Origin of the sequence: Streptomyces sp. NPDC005799 (genome assembly GCF_040630525.1) — a bacterium.
GTDB classification, from domain to species: Bacteria; Actinomycetota; Actinomycetes; order Streptomycetales; family Streptomycetaceae; genus Streptomyces; species Streptomyces griseorubiginosus_B.
Window position 1 is genome coordinate 270428 of the sequence record NZ_JBEXXQ010000003.1, and the last position, 14932, is coordinate 285359.

At 71.1% G+C, this 14932-nt stretch carries 17 protein-coding genes; 9 read left to right on the forward strand and 8 right to left on the reverse strand.

Annotated features, from left to right (window positions below; translation table 11 throughout):
• The first annotated feature begins 88 nt into the window (after window positions 1-88).
• The gene (locus ABZ453_RS04915; RefSeq protein ID WP_359011606.1) at window positions 89-946 is read left to right on the forward strand and encodes a DMT family transporter; all 858 of its coding nucleotides are present in this window, start codon (window positions 89-91) and stop codon (window positions 944-946) included.
• Window position 947: 1 nt separating this feature from the next.
• On the opposite strand, the gene ABZ453_RS04920 is transcribed toward ABZ453_RS04915, so the two are convergent.
• A complete protein-coding gene (locus ABZ453_RS04920; protein WP_359011608.1) occupies window positions 948-1715 on the reverse strand; it encodes an acyltransferase in 768 nt (255 codons plus the stop codon).
• Between the two features lie 206 nt (window positions 1716-1921).
• Between ABZ453_RS04920 and ABZ453_RS04925 the strand changes: the two genes are divergently transcribed.
• The 3 genes from ABZ453_RS04925 to ABZ453_RS04935 are packed head-to-tail and all read left to right on the forward strand — an operon-like array spanning window position 1922 to window position 6083.
• Window positions 1922-2344 (forward strand): hypothetical protein, encoded by a 423-nt coding sequence (locus ABZ453_RS04925; RefSeq protein WP_358604539.1) that lies wholly within the window; start codon window positions 1922-1924, stop codon window positions 2342-2344.
• A gap of 17 nt (window positions 2345-2361) precedes the next feature.
• The gene (locus ABZ453_RS04930; protein ID WP_359011610.1) at window positions 2362-3327 is read left to right on the forward strand and encodes a polyphosphate kinase 2 family protein; all 966 of its coding nucleotides are present in this window, start codon (window positions 2362-2364) and stop codon (window positions 3325-3327) included.
• A 59-nt stretch (window positions 3328-3386) separates the two neighbouring features.
• On the forward strand, window positions 3387-6083 hold the full coding sequence (locus ABZ453_RS04935) for an HAD-IC family P-type ATPase (RefSeq protein WP_359011612.1): 2697 nt from the start codon (window positions 3387-3389) through the stop codon (window positions 6081-6083).
• A 28-nt stretch (window positions 6084-6111) separates the two neighbouring features.
• On the opposite strand, the gene ABZ453_RS04940 is transcribed toward ABZ453_RS04935, so the two are convergent.
• Window positions 6112-7458, reverse strand: a complete 1347-nt coding sequence (locus ABZ453_RS04940) for a diacylglycerol kinase family protein (RefSeq protein WP_359011614.1) — start codon at window positions 7456-7458, stop codon at window positions 6112-6114.
• Between the two features lie 126 nt (window positions 7459-7584).
• Between ABZ453_RS04940 and ABZ453_RS04945 the strand changes: the two genes are divergently transcribed.
• Complete coding sequence (locus ABZ453_RS04945) at window positions 7585-8118, forward strand: gamma carbonic anhydrase family protein (RefSeq protein WP_356767697.1); 534 nt, start codon at window positions 7585-7587, stop codon at window positions 8116-8118.
• A gap of 46 nt (window positions 8119-8164) precedes the next feature.
• On the opposite strand, the gene ABZ453_RS04950 is transcribed toward ABZ453_RS04945, so the two are convergent.
• The 4 genes from ABZ453_RS04950 to ABZ453_RS04965 all read right to left on the reverse strand — a co-directional run bounded on the left by ABZ453_RS04950 (window position 8165) and on the right by ABZ453_RS04965 (window position 11237).
• The gene (locus ABZ453_RS04950) at window positions 8165-8815 is read right to left on the reverse strand and encodes a DedA family protein (RefSeq protein ID WP_359011617.1); all 651 of its coding nucleotides are present in this window, start codon (window positions 8813-8815) and stop codon (window positions 8165-8167) included.
• Window positions 8816-8952: 137 nt separating this feature from the next.
• Window positions 8953-9648 carry an SDR family NAD(P)-dependent oxidoreductase gene (locus tag ABZ453_RS04955; protein ID WP_359011619.1) on the reverse strand — a complete coding sequence of 232 codons (696 nt, stop codon included), beginning with the start codon at window positions 9646-9648 and terminating at the stop codon, window positions 8953-8955.
• 94 nt (window positions 9649-9742) lie between these two features.
• Window positions 9743-10210, reverse strand: coding sequence for a nuclear transport factor 2 family protein (locus tag ABZ453_RS04960; RefSeq protein ID WP_359011621.1), 468 nt, complete (start codon window positions 10208-10210; stop codon window positions 9743-9745).
• A 160-nt stretch (window positions 10211-10370) separates the two neighbouring features.
• Complete coding sequence (locus ABZ453_RS04965; RefSeq protein WP_359011623.1) at window positions 10371-11237, reverse strand: helix-turn-helix transcriptional regulator; 867 nt, start codon at window positions 11235-11237, stop codon at window positions 10371-10373.
• A gap of 94 nt (window positions 11238-11331) precedes the next feature.
• Between ABZ453_RS04965 and ABZ453_RS04970 the strand changes: the two genes are divergently transcribed.
• Complete coding sequence (locus tag ABZ453_RS04970) at window positions 11332-11469, forward strand: hypothetical protein (protein WP_359011625.1); 138 nt, start codon at window positions 11332-11334, stop codon at window positions 11467-11469.
• Between the two features lie 47 nt (window positions 11470-11516).
• Here the strand turns inward: ABZ453_RS04970 and ABZ453_RS04975 are convergent, their stop codons facing one another.
• Window positions 11517-11780, reverse strand: a complete 264-nt coding sequence (locus ABZ453_RS04975; protein ID WP_359011627.1) for a putative quinol monooxygenase — start codon at window positions 11778-11780, stop codon at window positions 11517-11519.
• On the opposite strand from ABZ453_RS04975, the gene ABZ453_RS04980 reads away from it, so the two are divergent.
• The 3 genes from ABZ453_RS04980 (at window position 11767) to ABZ453_RS04990 (ending at window position 14559) form a co-directional block, all read left to right on the forward strand.
• Entirely contained in the window at window positions 11767-12009 is a 243-nt protein-coding gene (locus tag ABZ453_RS04980; RefSeq protein ID WP_359011629.1) for a hypothetical protein, read from the forward strand. The two genes, ABZ453_RS04975 and ABZ453_RS04980, sit on opposite strands and share 14 nt — an antisense overlap.
• Before the next feature lie 109 nt (window positions 12010-12118).
• Complete coding sequence (locus ABZ453_RS04985) at window positions 12119-12370, forward strand: hypothetical protein (protein ID WP_359011631.1); 252 nt, start codon at window positions 12119-12121, stop codon at window positions 12368-12370.
• 272 nt (window positions 12371-12642) lie between these two features.
• Complete coding sequence (locus tag ABZ453_RS04990) at window positions 12643-14559, forward strand: GAF domain-containing protein (protein ID WP_359011633.1); 1917 nt, start codon at window positions 12643-12645, stop codon at window positions 14557-14559.
• A 61-nt stretch (window positions 14560-14620) separates the two neighbouring features.
• On the opposite strand, the gene ABZ453_RS04995 is transcribed toward ABZ453_RS04990, so the two are convergent.
• Window positions 14621-14794: a hypothetical protein gene (locus tag ABZ453_RS04995; protein ID WP_359011635.1), complete on the reverse strand. Its 174-nt coding sequence runs from the start codon at window positions 14792-14794 to the stop codon at window positions 14621-14623.
• Window positions 14795-14932 lie beyond the last annotated feature (138 nt).

Sequence of the window (14932 nt, forward strand, 5' to 3'; positions counted from 1 at the left end):
GGTCAATATCTTGAATGACAGGGTCCATCGCACTGGACTACGGTGAGGTGCACCCGATCGTTCACCGAACTGTACTGCGAGGCGAGCCGTGACAGCATTCTTCGCCCTGGCCACGAGCCTGCTCTGGGGCCTGGCCGACTTCGGCGGCGGACTGCTCACCCGGCGCATCCCGGCCCTGACGGTGGTCGTCGTCTCGCAGGCGATCGCGGCGGCCGTGCTGGGCGCGATCGTCGTGGCCACGGGCGGTTGGAGCGAGGCCGGGCCGCGGCTGTGGTTCGCCTTCGCGGCGGGCCTCGCCGGGCCGGTGGCGATGATCTCCTTCTACAAGGCGCTCGCGCTGGGTCCGATGGGGGTCGTCTCGCCGCTCGCGACCCTGAGTGTTGCCGTCCCCGTCGGCGTGGGCCTGTTCCTCGGCGAGCGCCCCGGTCTGACGCAGGTGGCCGGGATCGCCGTCGCCGTCACCGGTGTGGTGCTCGCGGGCGGTCCGCAGCTCGGGGGCGCCGCCGTGCAGCGCCGGGCGATCATGCTCACGCTGATCGCGGCGCTCGGTTTCGGCACGGTGTTCGCGCTGATCGCGGAGGCGTCGACGACCGTCACCGGCCTGTTCCTCGCCCTGTTCGTGCAGCGCGTGACGAACGTGCTCGGGGGCGGTGTCGCCCTGTACGTCTCCGTGAAGCGGGGCGGCGAGGCTCTCCCCGGTGGCCGCTTCCCCTGGGCCGCGCTGCCGGCCCTCGCCTTCGTCGGGCTCGCGGACGTCGCGGCGAACGGCACCTACTCGGTGGCGGCCCAGCACGGTCCCGTCACGGTGGCCGCCGTGCTCGCCTCCCTGTATCCGGTGGTGACCGCCCTCGCCGCCCGCGGCGTCCTCCACGAACGGCTCCGCGCGGTCCAGGCGGCGGGCGCGGGCCTCGCCCTGGTCGGCACGCTGCTGCTGGCCACGGGCTGAGTCAGGAGGGCTCGGCGTCCAGTTCCGCGAGCCGCGCCACCGCCTCGTCGTCCAGTTCCGAGAGGGCGCACAGCTGCTCCGGCGTCACGCCGTCGGGGATCGGCACCGGCGCGGGCGTCCTGAGCGGCGGCTGCCAGCCGTCGGCAGGTGTCCAGCGCCGTACGACCCGGGCGGGCGCGCCCGCGACCACGGCATGGTCGGGCACGACACCGCGGACCACCGCGCCGGCGGCCACGACCACGTTCCGGCCGATCTTCGCACCGGGCAGGATCACGGCGTTCGTGCCGATCCAGCAGCCCGGGCCGATCTCCACCGGTTCCATGCGCGGCCACTGCTTGCCTATCGGCTGGTGCGGATCGTCATAGGAGTGGTTCGTTGACGTGACGTACACATAGGGCCCGAAGTAGCAGTCGCTGCCGATGGTCACCGTGGTGTCGGCGATGACATGGCTGCCACGGCCCAGGACCACGCCGTCGCCGATGCGGAGGATCGGTTCGGGGCCGAGGTCGAGGTCGGGCATCAGACCCGCCGTCAGGGTGACCTGCTCGCCGACGATGCAGTGGGAGCCGAGGTGGATCCAGGGTTCACCGAAGACGGTGCCGAGCGGGAAGGCCAGACGGGTGTGCGCGCCGAGGGCGCCGAAGCGGAAGCGGCCGGGGCTCTCGGCCGTCACCGAGCCCGTGCGCTGCACCCAGGCCCAGCCCGCGTGGACGGCGCGCTGCGTCAGACTCCGCCACCAGGATGAGAACGTGTTCTTGCTCTTCGGCACGCAGTCACCGTACTGAGCGTTCGCCGCCCTTATGAGGTCGAGGAGCTGTGATCTTCACCCCACCGCAGCAGTGCGACCGTCGAGGTGCCCGGTCTCCGGCCGGACGGCATCACCCTTAGAAGGTGACGCGGAACGGGTGACGACGGAGTAGGCGTGGAGGAGCAGGGCCGCGACCGGCGGCCGATCCAGGGACGGAGGTCCCAGCCATGGCCACCACCGCTGTGAAGCACCACCGCTCCGAGGGCGTCCAGCAGGCCGCGAGCGGACTGACCGCGCTCGGTGCCGTCCTGCTCATCATGGGCGGCATCCTCGACATCGTGCGGGGCATCATGGCCGTCGCGAACGACGACGTGTTCCTCAACACCCGCAACTACACCTTCCAGTTCGACCTGACGAGCTGGGGCTGGATCCATCTGGCCGTCGGAACCGTCGCCCTCGTCGTGGGCCTCGGCCTCGTCGTGGTCGCGACCTGGGCACGCGTGCTGGGCGTGGGCATCGCGGCGCTGGCGATCGTCGCGAACTTCCTGGACGTCCCCTACTACCCGTTCTGGTCCCTGACCCTGATCGCGCTGTACGCCTTCGTCATCTGGGCACTGTGCGTGGTGGAGCGGGACCGGGAGCCCTCCTGACGGGCCGGGCGACCACCATGACGGACGAACGGGCCGAGCGCATCGCCGAGTTCATCGCACCGCTGCGGGTGAAGCCGGGGTCGAAGGTGGATCTCGCCACCGACTTCGACCCCGGCTTCAAGGGCGGGATCGGCGGCAAGAAGGAAGGCCAGGAGCTGCTGCGGACGGGCGTCGCCCTGCTGGCCGACTACCAGCGCCGACTGGCCGCCGAGGGCAGATACGGGGTGCTGCTCTGCCTGCAGGCCCTGGACGCGGGCGGCAAGGACGGCACCATCCGGCACGTGATGACCGGGGTGAACCCCCAGGGCGTTCACGTGGCGAACTTCCGGGTGCCCTCGAACGAGGAACTCGACCACGACTACCTGTGGCGCTACGCCTGCCGGCTGCCCCGGCGCGGTGAGATCGGCATCTTCAACCGCTCGCACTACGAGGAGGTGCTGGTGGTGCGGGTGCACAGCGAACTGCTGGAGCGCCAGCGGCTGCCGGAGGAGGCGAAGGCCAAGGGCGTGTGGCGGCGGCGCTACCGGGAGATCAACGACTGGGAGCGGTATCTCTACGACAACGGCTTCCGCGTGGTGAAGCTGTTCCTGAACCTCTCCAAGGAGGAGCAGCGCACCCGTTTCCTCAAGCGGATCGACGTACCCGAACGGAACTGGAAGTTCTCGGCCTCGGACGTCCGTGAACGGGCCTGGTGGGACGACTACCAGCACGCGTTCTCCCGCATGCTGTCCGCCACCAGCACCCGCTGGGCCCCCTGGTACGTCATACCCGCCGACCACAAGTGGTTCGCCAGGATCTGCGCGGCCGCGGTGCTCGCCCACACGCTGATCGACATCGACCCGCGGTACCCGGAGGTCGGCGAGAAGGCCCGGCACGAACTGTCCATGGTGAAGGAGGACCTGGAGGCCGAGGCGCCGCCCGGCGCACCGGCCGATCCGTACGCCGCCTCGGTGGCCCAGCGGAAGGGCGGGCACGGCCAATGACCTCCCCGAGCTCCCCGGGTTCCCCGACCTCCCCGGCGGACGGGGAACAGGGCGGCCCGATGACTGCCGAGCCGTGGTACGCGCAGTCGCCCGAGGCCGTGGCGAGTGCCCTCGGTGTGGACCCCCGGTCCGGACTCAGCGCCGCGGAGGCGGCGAAGCGGCTCACCCGCGACGGTCCCAACGCCCTGCCGGAGGAACAGCCCCGGCCCGGCTGGCGCCGTCTGCTGGACCAGTACCGCAGTTACATGCAGATCATCCTGGTCGCCTCGGCGATCGTGTCGCTGGCCATCCAGGAGTGGGGCACGGCCGTACTCCTGCTGGTCCTGACCGTGCTGAACGCGGTCATCGGCATGCGCCAGGAGGGCAAGGCCGAGAGCGCCATGAACGCCCTGAAGTCGATGATGAAGGCGACGGCCCGGGTGCGGCGGGACGGGACGGAGACGGAGATACCGGCCGAGGAGGTCGTCACCGGGGACGTCGCGCTGATCGCGGCCGGCGACGACGTGCCCGCCGACGGCCGGCTCGTCGCCGCGAGCGCGCTGCAGATCGACGAGTCGGCGCTGACCGGCGAGAGCACACCCGCCGCCAAGGACACCGCGATCGTGCGGGGTACGGGGCTCGGGCCCGGGGACCGTACGAACATGGCGTTCATGAACACCCCTGTCACCCACGGCAGTGGCGTCATGCTCGTCACCGGCACGGGCGCCGACACGGAACTGGGCAAGATCTCCGGGATGCTCTCGGCCACCCCGCGGGAGGCCTCGCCACTGACCCGTGAACTGGACCGGCTGACTCTGTGGATCGCGAGCGCGGCCGGTCTGACCATGATCGTGATGTTCGTCCTGGGTCGGGCCCGCGGCGAGGCGTGGGACGCGCTGTTCGTCGCCGCCGTGTCACTGGCGATCGCGGCCATCCCCGAGGCCCTGCCCACGGTGACCCAGACCATCCTGTCGCTGGGCGGACTGGACCTCGCCCGGCACCACGCGATCGTCAAGGACCTCCCGTCGGTGGAGACGCTGGGCTTCACCTCGGCGATCAACTCCGACAAGACCGGCACCCTGACGCTGAACCAGATGACGGCCGTCGAGGTCGTGGACGCCTTCGACCGCTACACCGTCTCGGGCTCCGGGTACGAACTGGAGGGCCGGATCCACCACGCCGTCGGCCGTTCCTCGGGCATCGAGGACGCGATCCTGCCCTATCTCATGGCGAACGACGCCAAGCTGGTCGACGGCCGGGTGGTGGGAGACCCCACTGAAGGGGCGCTGCTGGTGCTGTGCCACAAGGCGGGCCTCGACCTGGAGGCCACCCGGGAGCGGTTCCCACGGCTGGCTACGCTGCCCTTCGACCCCTCGTACAAGCTGATGGCCACCTTCCACTCCGCGACCGACGGCCGAGGCAGGCCGGTCGTGCGGTGCTTCGTGAAGGGGGCCGCGCCCGCGGTGATGGCACGGGCGGCGACGGCCCTGAGCGATGGCACGAGCATTACCTGGAACTCCGAGCTCGACAAGCGGGCCCACGAGGAGATGGAGCGGATGGAACGCGCGGGGCGCCGGGTGATGGCCGCCGCCACCGTCGACGTCGACCCGACCGGCTTCGCCGCCGACGGGGACCTGCTCGCCCTGGTCACGGGGGTGCGGGTGGCCAGCCTGGTCGGGATGGAGGACCCGCCGCGCGAGGAGTCCAGGAAGGCGGTGGCCGGAGCGCGGGCGGCCAACATCCGGGTGCGGATGGTGACCGGTGACGACGTCGTCACGGGAGCCGCGATCGCGGAGCAGGTCGGCATCGAGGGCGAGGCCGTCCTCGGCTCCGACTTCGCCGCGCTCGGCGAGCAGGAACGGCTGGACCGCATCGACGGCATCGGTGTGATCGGCCGGGTCGCCCCCGAGCACAAGGTGCTCCTCGCCGACACGCTGAAGAGGAAGGGCGAGGTGGTCGCCATGACCGGGGACGGCGTCAACGACGCTCCGGCCATCAAGGCGGCGGACATCGGGATCGCCATGGGCTCCGGCACCGAGGTGGCCAAGAACGCCGGGCGGCTGATCCTGTCCGACGACAACTTCGCCACGATCGTCTTCGCGGTGGAGCAGGGGCGGAAGATCTACGACAACCTCACCAAGTACATCCGCTTCGTGCTGGTTCTGCTGGTCGTGTTCGTGCTGACCTTCCTGGGGGCGTCCCTGTTCAACATCGCGGGCGGTGAGCCGTTCACGCCGGCCCAGGTGCTGTGGATCCACTTCTTCGTCAACGCGGCGTTCGGCTTCGCGCTGGGCTTCGACCGGGTCAGTCCCGGGCTGATGTCCCGCAGACCGCGGCCTCGCGGCGAACCGGTGATGACGCCGGGTCTGATGGTCACGGTCGCTCTCGCCGGGCTGGCGATCACGATCGGGCTGCTGTCGTTGATCAAGCTGGGCGAGGTCCGCTTCGACAGTGTCGCGGTCGGCAACTCCATCGCCTTCACCTCGTTCGCGCTGTGCCTGATCGTCGCCGCCGTCGAGTGCCGCAGCGAGACGGAGACGGCCCTGACCACGGACACGTTCGACAGCAGGCAGATGAACTGGGCGATGTTCGGCGAGTTCGTCCTCGCGGTCCTTGCGACCCAGACGGACGTCTTCAACCGCCTGCTCGGTACGACACCGCTCACCCTGGGCCAGTTCGGCTGGGCCCTGCTGCCGGCTCTCGCCCTGCTGGCCTTGTGGGAACTGGGTAAGGCCATCGCCCGCAGCCGCAGGTCCCAGGCGGCGGCCGCGGGCTGACGAAGGTGGTGGGCTCGGACAGGTCCGCTCAGGCAGGTCCGCTCGGACGGGTCCACGGCGTCCTGCTTCCGCGTCGCAGTGCCGGGCGGCTCAGCCGCAGGAGTCGGCGCCAGGCCGACCGCGGTCGCGCCGCGCGCTTCCCCGGGCGCTGCCGAGGCACCCGTACCCGTAGCGCCCGGGGCCGGATCTCGCAGCGCACGGGGGCGGGCAGGGTCAGCGCCTCACCGTCGACGCCGACCCGGAGGGAGGGCCGGTCGGCGTCGACGACCACGCGCCTGGCCGTGGTCCAGGTCAGTCCGGCGGCGCGCCGCCCGCGCAGCAGCCCGGCGGCCTGGGCGGCGCTGTTCACGTCGACGCCCACGGCTCCCAGCTCCGCGCCGTCCAGGCGTGCCCGGCGTCCCAGGCCGGCGATGTCGCTGGTGCCATAGCGGTTGTTGCTGACCAGCAGGGCCTGCGGTGCGGTGAAGACCGTCCGGCCGGCCTGGGCGAGCAGGACGGCACCCGGGTGGCCGAGGAGCAGGTCCGGCAGGAGTTCCAGGGTGGTCCGGGTCTTGCCGTCGCGGTAGGCGGGACTCCGTACGACCTCGGCGTACGCGCCGAACGACACGTTGTTGACGAAGGGCCGGGCGCCGGCCCGGCCCAGGTCGACCCTCAACTCCACGCCGTCGCGCAGTGCGTCCAGGGCCGCGGACGGATCGTCGAGGTCCAGGCCGAGGTCGAGTGCGAAGTGATTGCGGGTGCCGGCGGGGATCACCAGGAACGGGATACCGAACGACGCGGCGACGTCGGCGACCAGGGCCTGGGTGCCGTCGCCGCCCGCGACACCCAGCAGGTCCGCGCCCTCGTCAACGGCCTTGCGGGCGAGTCCCGCGACGTCTGTCTCGCCCGGGCCCTCCAGCAGCACCACCCGTGCCCCGAGGGACTCGGCCTTCTCACGCAACCGGAAGCGTTCGACCTTGCCGTCCCCGGACCTCGGATTCATGATCAACACGGCGTGCCGGGCGGGCGGCGCCGGCCGCTCCGCCAGCGGGAGCGGCGCGTCGGTCCGGGCGAGGGCGTCGCGGCCGGTCGCGATGGCGAGCAGCCACAGCGCCCAGGTCGCGGCGACGACCCAGCCCAGATGGGCGCGGTTGTAGACCACCAGCACCCAGACGGGGGCGGCGAAGGCGAGCAGAACGGCGAGCGGGCGGGCGGGGCCCGGCCGGCGGATCGCCCACGAGACGGCCACGAACGTGACCGCGGTACCGGTCAGTCCGACGGTCAGCAGGCCCACGGTCCGCAGACCGCCGTAGACGGCGAGGAACGCGACCGCGGCGGCCCCGGCCACCAGTGATGTCCGTGCCAGCCAGCGCTGCCGCGGAGTCGTGAATTCCATGACACCACGGTCGGCCTCCCGCGGGCCGGCCGGCATCACCCTCCACAGGCGATGTGCCGCCCCGGCAGCACGTCCCGGCCGCTCATCGCCTACGGTGCCGGTATCAGGACGGAAGGTGGAGCGGTGATGGCGGGCAAGGCACTGATCACGGGCATCGGCGGGAAGGAACCGAGGATCGACGGGGAGGCCTTCGTCGCACCGACGGCGTCGGTGATCGGGGACGTGACGCTGGCGGCGGGCGCGAGCGTCTGGTACGGCGCCGTGCTGCGGGGCGATGTCGAGCGGATCTTCGTCGGGGCCCAGGCCAACATCCAGGACAACTGCACCCTGCACGCGGACCCGGGGTTCCCGGTCCATGTCGGGGAGCGGGTCTCCGTCGGTCACAACGCGGTGGTGCACGGGGCGACCGTGGGAGACGACTGCCTCGTCGGGATGGGCGCGACCGTGCTCAACGGCGCCGTGATCGGCGAGGGGTCGCTGGTCGCCGCGCAGGCACTGGTGCCGCAGGGGATGCAGGTGCCGCCGGGTTCACTGGTGGCGGGAGTGCCCGCCAAGGTCAAGAGGCCCCTCACGGACGAGGAGCGCCAAGGGATCACGCTGAACGGATCGCTCTACGCCGAACTCGCCAAGGCGCACCAGGAGGTGCACGAGAAGCCGTAGCCCGTCGTGGACGTCAGTCGGCGGCAGCCGCAGCCGGTCCTGGACGTCAGTCGGCGGCGGGGACCGGCTCCGACTCGGCCGCTTCCCGCTCCGCCGCCGCCTTCCTGGCCTTGCGCCGTACGACCAGCATCGACGCCACACCGACCAGCACGGCCGCTGCCAGACCCACGTACGAGAAGCGCTTCAGCCAGTCCTCGGCGACGACGCCGACGTAGTAGATGACCGCCGTGGTGCCGCCCGCCCAGCAGATTCCGCCGAGGACGTTGGCGATCAGGAACTTCCAGTACGGCATGTGCAGGACGCCGGCGAGGGGGCCGGCGAAGATGCGCAGGAGGGCGATGAAGCGGCCGAAGAAGACGGCCCACATGCCCCACTTCTCGAAGGAGCGCTCGGCGGTGGCGACATGGCCCTCGCTGAAGTGTCTGGGGAACTTCCTGCCGAGCCAGGCGAGCAGTGGCCGGCCACCCTTGCGGCCGATGGCGTACCCGATGGAGTCGCCGATGACCGCGCCGAGGGTGGCGCAGGCGCCGAGGACGACCGGGTTGATGCCGGAGTGCTGGGAGGACAGCAGGGCCGCGGAGACCAGGACGATCTCGCCCGGCAGCGGGACACCCAGGCTCTCGAGGCCGATGACCAGCGCCACCACGGCGTAGACGGCAGCCGCGGGCACCGTGTCGAGCCACTCCTGGACGTGCAACGCCGGTTCCTCCCCGATCGTGAACCCTGACAGCCGGCTTCCCGGCATGCGCCGCACGGGGGCGCATGCCGGGAAGCCTACCGGGTCGGCCCACCCGGGCGCCGTCCCTCAGAGCGCACATCCCGGGGCTCGGGGTGTCACCAGGCCAGGTCACCGTGACGGTCGCGGAAGGTCCCGGTCGGGCCGTCCGCCCCGATGGTGGCCAGTTCGACGATGGCGTCGGTGCCCTCGGTCACCGTCTGCGGGCCGCTGTGCCCGTTGAAGTCGGTCGCGGTGTAGCCCGGGTCGGCCGCGTTCACCTTCACGTCCGGCCAGGACTTCGCGTACTGAGTGGTCAGCATGGTTACCGCGGCCTTCGAGGCGGTGTAGAGCGGCGCGAGGTTCCTCGACTCGACACGCTCGGGGTCGTGGGTGGCCGAGAACGACCCCATGCCGCTGGAGACGTTGACGATGACCGGGTGGCCGGACTTGCGCAGCAGCGGCAGGAACGCGTGCGTCACCCGGACGATCCCCACGACATTGACCTCGAGCACGGCGCTGGCGTCGGCGGCCGTGAGCTGCTCGGCGGGGACGTGCGGGCCGAAGACACCGGCGTTGTTGATCAGGACGTCGATGCCGCCCTCGCGAGCCGCGATGTCGGCCGCGGCAGCGGCGACCGACGCGTCGTCCGTCACGTCGATCTGCACGAACCGGGCACCGAGTGCGTCGGCGGCCGCCCGGCCGCGCTCCGGATCACGCGCGCCGACCAGGACCGTGTGACCGGCGTCGATCAAGCGACGGGCGGTCTCATGGCCGAGGGACTTGTTGGCACCTGTGATGAATGTTGTGGTCATGCGTCCACTCTCGGACCGTGGTGAAGGGACAACCAGTGCCCTGGATGACGGTAGGACTGCCAGTACCAGGGCGGCACCCGCCTGGGCATGCACGTCAGTCGTCGCTCGGTGTTCCGAACGCGGTGCCCGCGAAGGGCTCCGTGTTCAGCCACATGTACTTGTAGGAGCGCCCGGCGAACTTCCACTCACCGTTGATCTTGGTGAAGGTGTCGACGTACATGGCCAGGTTGTCGTAGTAGGTCTCCCCGGGGCCTTGAGCGACCTCTCGAACCGGCCAGCGTGCGCTGGCCCGTTCTCCGTCGATCTCGATGACGCCCGTGGGGATCAACTGCGTGAAGTAGGTGCGCTCGTCTCGCAGGTTGTGGAGCATGGCGACGATCGCCTCCATGCCTTCGACGCGAGCGTTGAACGGCGCTCCGATCTCCCACAGGCCGTCTTCGGCCCACAGTTCGCGGAAGCCCTCATGGTTGCCGAGAACGCAGGTGTCGACGAACCGGGCGACGAGATCTCTGATCTCGTTCTCGTCGACGATGCGCTGCAGGGTCTGCTCAAGATCGGACATGTTGTTTCCCTTCAAGTCGATCGCGCGAATGTGCGCCTGCGACGCGGTTCACTCTCGGCCAGTGACGAGATGCGAATCAGTGCCCTCCGCGACGGTGGGACGGCCAGTACCAGGCACGGGGTTCGGGCAGACGGCGCGGTGGATCGACGGAAGGGCCGGATCAGTTGTGCGTGGTGGCCGGTGGGCCGGCGATGGCGGTGAGCCGGAGCTTGGTCTCGTCCTCGCTGCCGGGTACGGCGGTCATGATGACGATCTTGAGCTCGGAGTCGCCGTCGGTCAGGATGTCGCAGTCCACCGTGACCGGCCCCACTGAGGGGTGGTCGATCCTCTTGTGGTCCTCGCGGTGCGCGGCGACCTCTCCGGTCGCCCACAACTCGGCGAACTTCCTGTTGCCCGCGGTCAGTTCACGGATCAGCGCGGCCAGGCGGGTGTCCCGCGGGAAGCGGCCGGTGGCCCGGCGCAGGTCGGAGACGACGGCGGCGTCGGTGGCGGCGCGGTCGGCCTCGGTCACCGGCCAGAGCGCGAGGTGGGCTGGGCCTGCGTCCACCGGGAACCTGTCGCGGGCGAAGTTGCGCAGCCGCTGCGGTGAGGCGGAGGGGTCGCCGAGCAGGGTGGACCACGCGCGGTTCCACCACACCAGGTGCCAGTCCGCCGCGAACACGGCGACCGGCACGTCCCCGAGCCGGGCGAGCACGCGCTGCATGCCGGGCGGGAGATGGTCGGAGATCGCGCCGTCCGTCGGCGGGACGAGCTGCGCCAGCCGGTACAGGTGGTCGCGTTCGGCGGTGGACAGCTGCAGGGCGCGTGCCAGGGCCGCCACCACCGACGCCGAGGGTGTCGTGGCCCGCCCCTGTTCCAGGCGCACGATGTAGTCGACCGAGACTCCCGCGAGGTCGGCCAGTTCCTCGCGCCGCAGGCCGGCCGCCCGGCGCCCGCGGGCCGTCGGCAGCGCGGCGGCCGACGGGGGCAGCCGGTCCCGCCATGTGCGGATCATCGCGCCCAGTCCGGTTCCGGATGCCGTCGACATGGCCCCATTCTCCCGCATCCCAGGTCATCCGCAGGGGCGCGAGGGTGGTACTGGTCTTCCTACCGTCGAGGCGCCCGGGACCATGGTCGCGAGCATGGAGATCACGGGCGACGCCGTCCCCCCGCTCGCGGCGCTACGGCGCTGGGCGAGCACCTACGGCCCCGAAATGATCGCCAACCAGGTCATCCACGATCAGCGCGCACAGGACGCGTCCGGGGTCACAGCGGACTGACTCGGCGGGTGACGGGGGGCGGGCGCTGTCGGACGACGAACGCCGATTCACAACCGTGGCGTGATCTCCGCCATCCGTGCCCATCCCTGCCCGGACGTCTCGACGTTGATGATGTCGGGCGTCACGGCCACCACGTCCGGCATCCAGGCCATCGCCGCTCTGAAGTGCTCGGAGTTGACGTGTTCGACGCCCGCCTCCTGGGAGGCGAAGGCCTCCAGGAGGACGAAGCGGTGGGGATCGAAGGTGTCGACGGACCACTCGAAGAAGAGGTTTCCGGGTTCGGCGCGCGTGGCGGCGGTGAAGTCGGCCACGCGGTCCAGCCACTGGTCCCGCCTCGGCAAGCGGCTGCTGGAACGCGGCTGGACCCACCGCCAGCTGGCCGACGCGGTCCTGGGCGACCTGCCCGAGCGCCTGACCGTGACGCTGCGCCGAAGGCGCGCCCTGCTCGGCCTCGCAGCGGACGCGTCGGCGCCGCTGTTCACCGACGCCGAGGGGCGCGCCGTACCCTCCGCCGGTCTGGAACGCCACCTCTGCGCATGAGCCGCACCGCGGGTGTCGGTATCGATGCCAACACCGAGTTCTGCGAGGGCCTGCTGGCCACTCGCTACGCCGGCTGGACGCAAGTGAGCCGCAGCAGGGAGGAAGCGTCATGAAGGCCGTACGACTGCACGGCTACGACCGCCGGCCCGAACTCGACGAGGTGCCCGACCCGGTGATCTCCTCACCGCTGGACGTGATCGTGAAGATCGGCGGCGCCGGTGTGTGCCGTACGGCGCGCAGCTCCTGCATGCGGTCGGGGTCGGCGAGCCCCGGGAAGGCCTCGGCGAACGACTTCCCGCACCCCACGCCCTCGTTGATCTCCTCGGAGGCGAAGTGGTCCTCCAGGTCGGCTCACGGGTGATACTCCTCCGGCTGACTCGGCAGCGATGGGACTCCCCCGGCTCCGGCACGGCCGGGACGGAGGAAAGGGACCTCGTTCACCCGGCGCTCGTGGCGGCGCACTGCCGTCGGTGACCGGGGTGCGGCCCATCGTGGAGGCGGGCAGCGCGGCCACGCGTCTCAAGTTGAGACGGTGGCCACAACCCGGCTATGGCCACCGGCGGACTCCCGGCCTTAGCGTGCGGGCAACACCGGAACCGCGAGAGTCATCGCACGGCAGAAGGCACAGAGCCGATGGAACCTGTGGAATCCGTGGAACCCCCGAAGACGACGGGACGGTCGCACACCGTCTCCCCGCGCGGCCTCGACCGTCTCGTCCCGCACCTCAACCCCGTACGTGAGCGGACACGGTTCCTGCAGGGCGAAAACGTCTCGTCCTCCGCGGTGCGCCCGCTCATCCTCGACTCCTGGCAGCGCTCCCGCTTCTTCGGCGTGGACGCCGACCGCATCCAGGCCCCCTACAACGCCGACTTCGACCCGCACTCCCGGCTCACCACGGCCGCCCGGCCCGTCCTCGACCGGCTCTCCGACGCGCTGGAGGGCACCCCGATGTGCCTCATCCTGACCGACTCCAAGGGACGGGTGCGTGAGCGCAGGACCGGCGACCGGGCACTGCACCGGCATCTCGACGACATCAGCCTCGCCCCCGGCTTCAGCTACGCCGAGGAACACGTCGGCACCAACGGCATCGGGACCGCCGCCGAGGACGGCCGTACGGCGCTGGTCTTCGGCTCGGAGCACTTCTCCGAACGGCTGCAGCGGATGTCGTGCGCGGCGGCGCCCATCCGCAATCCGGTCAGCGGCCGGGTACTGGGTCTGATCGATCTGACGTCCTGGCAGCACACCGCCTCACCGCTGATGGTGGCACTGGTCCAGGAGGCCGCGGCCGACATCGAGGAGCGCCTGCTCGACATCGGTTCGGAGCGCGAACGAGCAGCCTTGCGAGCATTTTTGACGTCTCGTCAGACTTCGCGCAGGGCCCTGGTCACGCTCACCGACGGTCTGCTGCTCGCCGACGCGGCCGCGACGGAGATGCTCGGCCCCGCCGACCATCGGCGGCTGCGGGAACTCGCCGCCGAGCCGTCCGGGCTGCGCGAGCAGCGAATGCTCCTCAGCGACGGGCGCACCGTGCAGCTGAGAGGTCGCCGGGTGGAGGGTGATCCGCACGACGGACAGCCGGCCGCGTATCTGATCGAACTGCGGCTGGTCGCGGAGCGGGTCGACTCCGCCCCGCGCCCGGTGGTCCCCGTGCCGCGGCTGGCCGGCATCAGCGGTTCCAGCCCCGTGTTCCGTGGCGTCGTCGGCCAATTGATCCGCCACTGCGAGCTGGGACGCTGGACACTGGTGGAGGGCGAAGCGGGCACGGGCAAGCAGGCGCTGGTCCAGGCCGTACACCGCCAAGTCGCACCGACCGGGCCCATCGCCGTGCACGACGCGGTGGACGCGAGGAGCGGCGCGGGGCCCTGGCTGCAGGCCGTTTTCCAGGACCTTGCCGAGGACCGCGGCACGGTCGTGCTGCGGCACCTGCATCTGCTGTCCGCCCGCGTGCTCGGACAGCTCGACGGAGTGCTGCGCAGCACGGCCGGGCGCTCCGGCTGGGTCGCCGCGCTGTTCACCCATGACCGGCCTCGGCTGCCCGGCGCGGACGTCGAGGCGGCACCGGCCGCCGACGCCGCGGCCGTGGCCCGGCAGGCCGATCCGGCCGCCGCGGTACGGGCGCGGTTCGGCGCCGAGGTCACCGTCCCGCCCCTGCGACACCGCACGGCCGACATCCCCGCGCTCGTGACCTTCCTGATGGGGCGCCACGGAGGCGACCAGACAGGCGTCCGATGCACGGACGGGGCGCTGCGGGCCCTCTCCCGCGCGCCGTGGCCGGGGAACGTCCGGCAGCTCGACGGCTCCCTCCGCTACGCGCAGGCACATTGTTCAGGGCCTCGGATCGAGGAGGCCGACCTCCCGCCGTCCCTGCTCTCCCAGACTCAACACCCCTTGTCCGCGTGGGAGTCCACGGAACGCGACCTGATCGTCCAGTCCCTCCTCGACCACGGCGGAGACAAGGCGAAGGCGGCGAAGGCACTGGGCATCTCCCGGGCGACGATCTACCGGAAGATAACGGCGTACGGGATCCGGCTGGGGCCGGAGAAGGGGTGACCCCGGGAGGTGACGCGGCGCCGACGGCGTCCGGTCCGGCGGGTGGACGCCGTCAGCGGCGTCAGGTGCCCTTCGTCGCTCCTTTGAGCCAGGCGTTCCACAGCCACAGGCCGCACGCCTCCCAGCCACCGAGCACCACGCCCGTAAGGGCGATTCCGGGGCCGGCCGGCGCACCCGTCATGGTCGCCACCGCACCGCACACGGTCAGCAGGACGCCGAGCCCTCCCAGAGCCATGAGCCGTTCTCGGTGCCCCCACGGCCGCTTCGCCATGCCGTCCCCACCCCTCGGACCACGCCCTGCCACGTCGTCCCGAGCATGCCGGAAGACCGTGTTGAAGGAGTCTCAGTCTGAGACGTCATCGTCACCGTGGGA

Bases quoted from the DNA above. Each gene is read 5' to 3' on its own strand.
- ABZ453_RS04925 (WP_358604539.1), top strand. From the start codon at position 1,922: ATGGCCACCACCGCTGTGAAGCACCACCGCTCCGAGGGCGTCCAGCAG.
- ABZ453_RS04930 (WP_359011610.1), top strand. From the start codon at position 2,362: ATGACGGACGAACGGGCCGAGCGCATCGCCGAGTTCATCGCACCGCTG.
- ABZ453_RS04935 (WP_359011612.1), top strand. From the start codon at position 3,387: ATGACTGCCGAGCCGTGGTACGCGCAGTCGCCCGAGGCCGTGGCGAGT.
- ABZ453_RS04940 (WP_359011614.1), bottom strand. From the start codon at position 7,458: ATGGAATTCACGACTCCGCGGCAGCGCTGGCTGGCACGGACATCACTG.
- ABZ453_RS04945 (WP_356767697.1), top strand. From the start codon at position 7,585: ATGGCGGGCAAGGCACTGATCACGGGCATCGGCGGGAAGGAACCGAGG.
- ABZ453_RS04955 (WP_359011619.1), bottom strand. From the start codon at position 9,648: ATGACCACAACATTCATCACAGGTGCCAACAAGTCCCTCGGCCATGAG.
- ABZ453_RS04960 (WP_359011621.1), bottom strand. From the start codon at position 10,210: ATGTCCGATCTTGAGCAGACCCTGCAGCGCATCGTCGACGAGAACGAG.
- ABZ453_RS04965 (WP_359011623.1), bottom strand. From the start codon at position 11,237: ATGTCGACGGCATCCGGAACCGGACTGGGCGCGATGATCCGCACATGG.
- ABZ453_RS04970 (WP_359011625.1), top strand. From the start codon at position 11,332: ATGGAGATCACGGGCGACGCCGTCCCCCCGCTCGCGGCGCTACGGCGC.
- ABZ453_RS04985 (WP_359011631.1), top strand. From the start codon at position 12,119: ATGAAGGCCGTACGACTGCACGGCTACGACCGCCGGCCCGAACTCGAC.
- ABZ453_RS04990 (WP_359011633.1), top strand. From the start codon at position 12,643: ATGGAACCTGTGGAATCCGTGGAACCCCCGAAGACGACGGGACGGTCG.
- ABZ453_RS04995 (WP_359011635.1), bottom strand. From the start codon at position 14,794: ATGGCTCTGGGAGGGCTCGGCGTCCTGCTGACCGTGTGCGGTGCGGTG.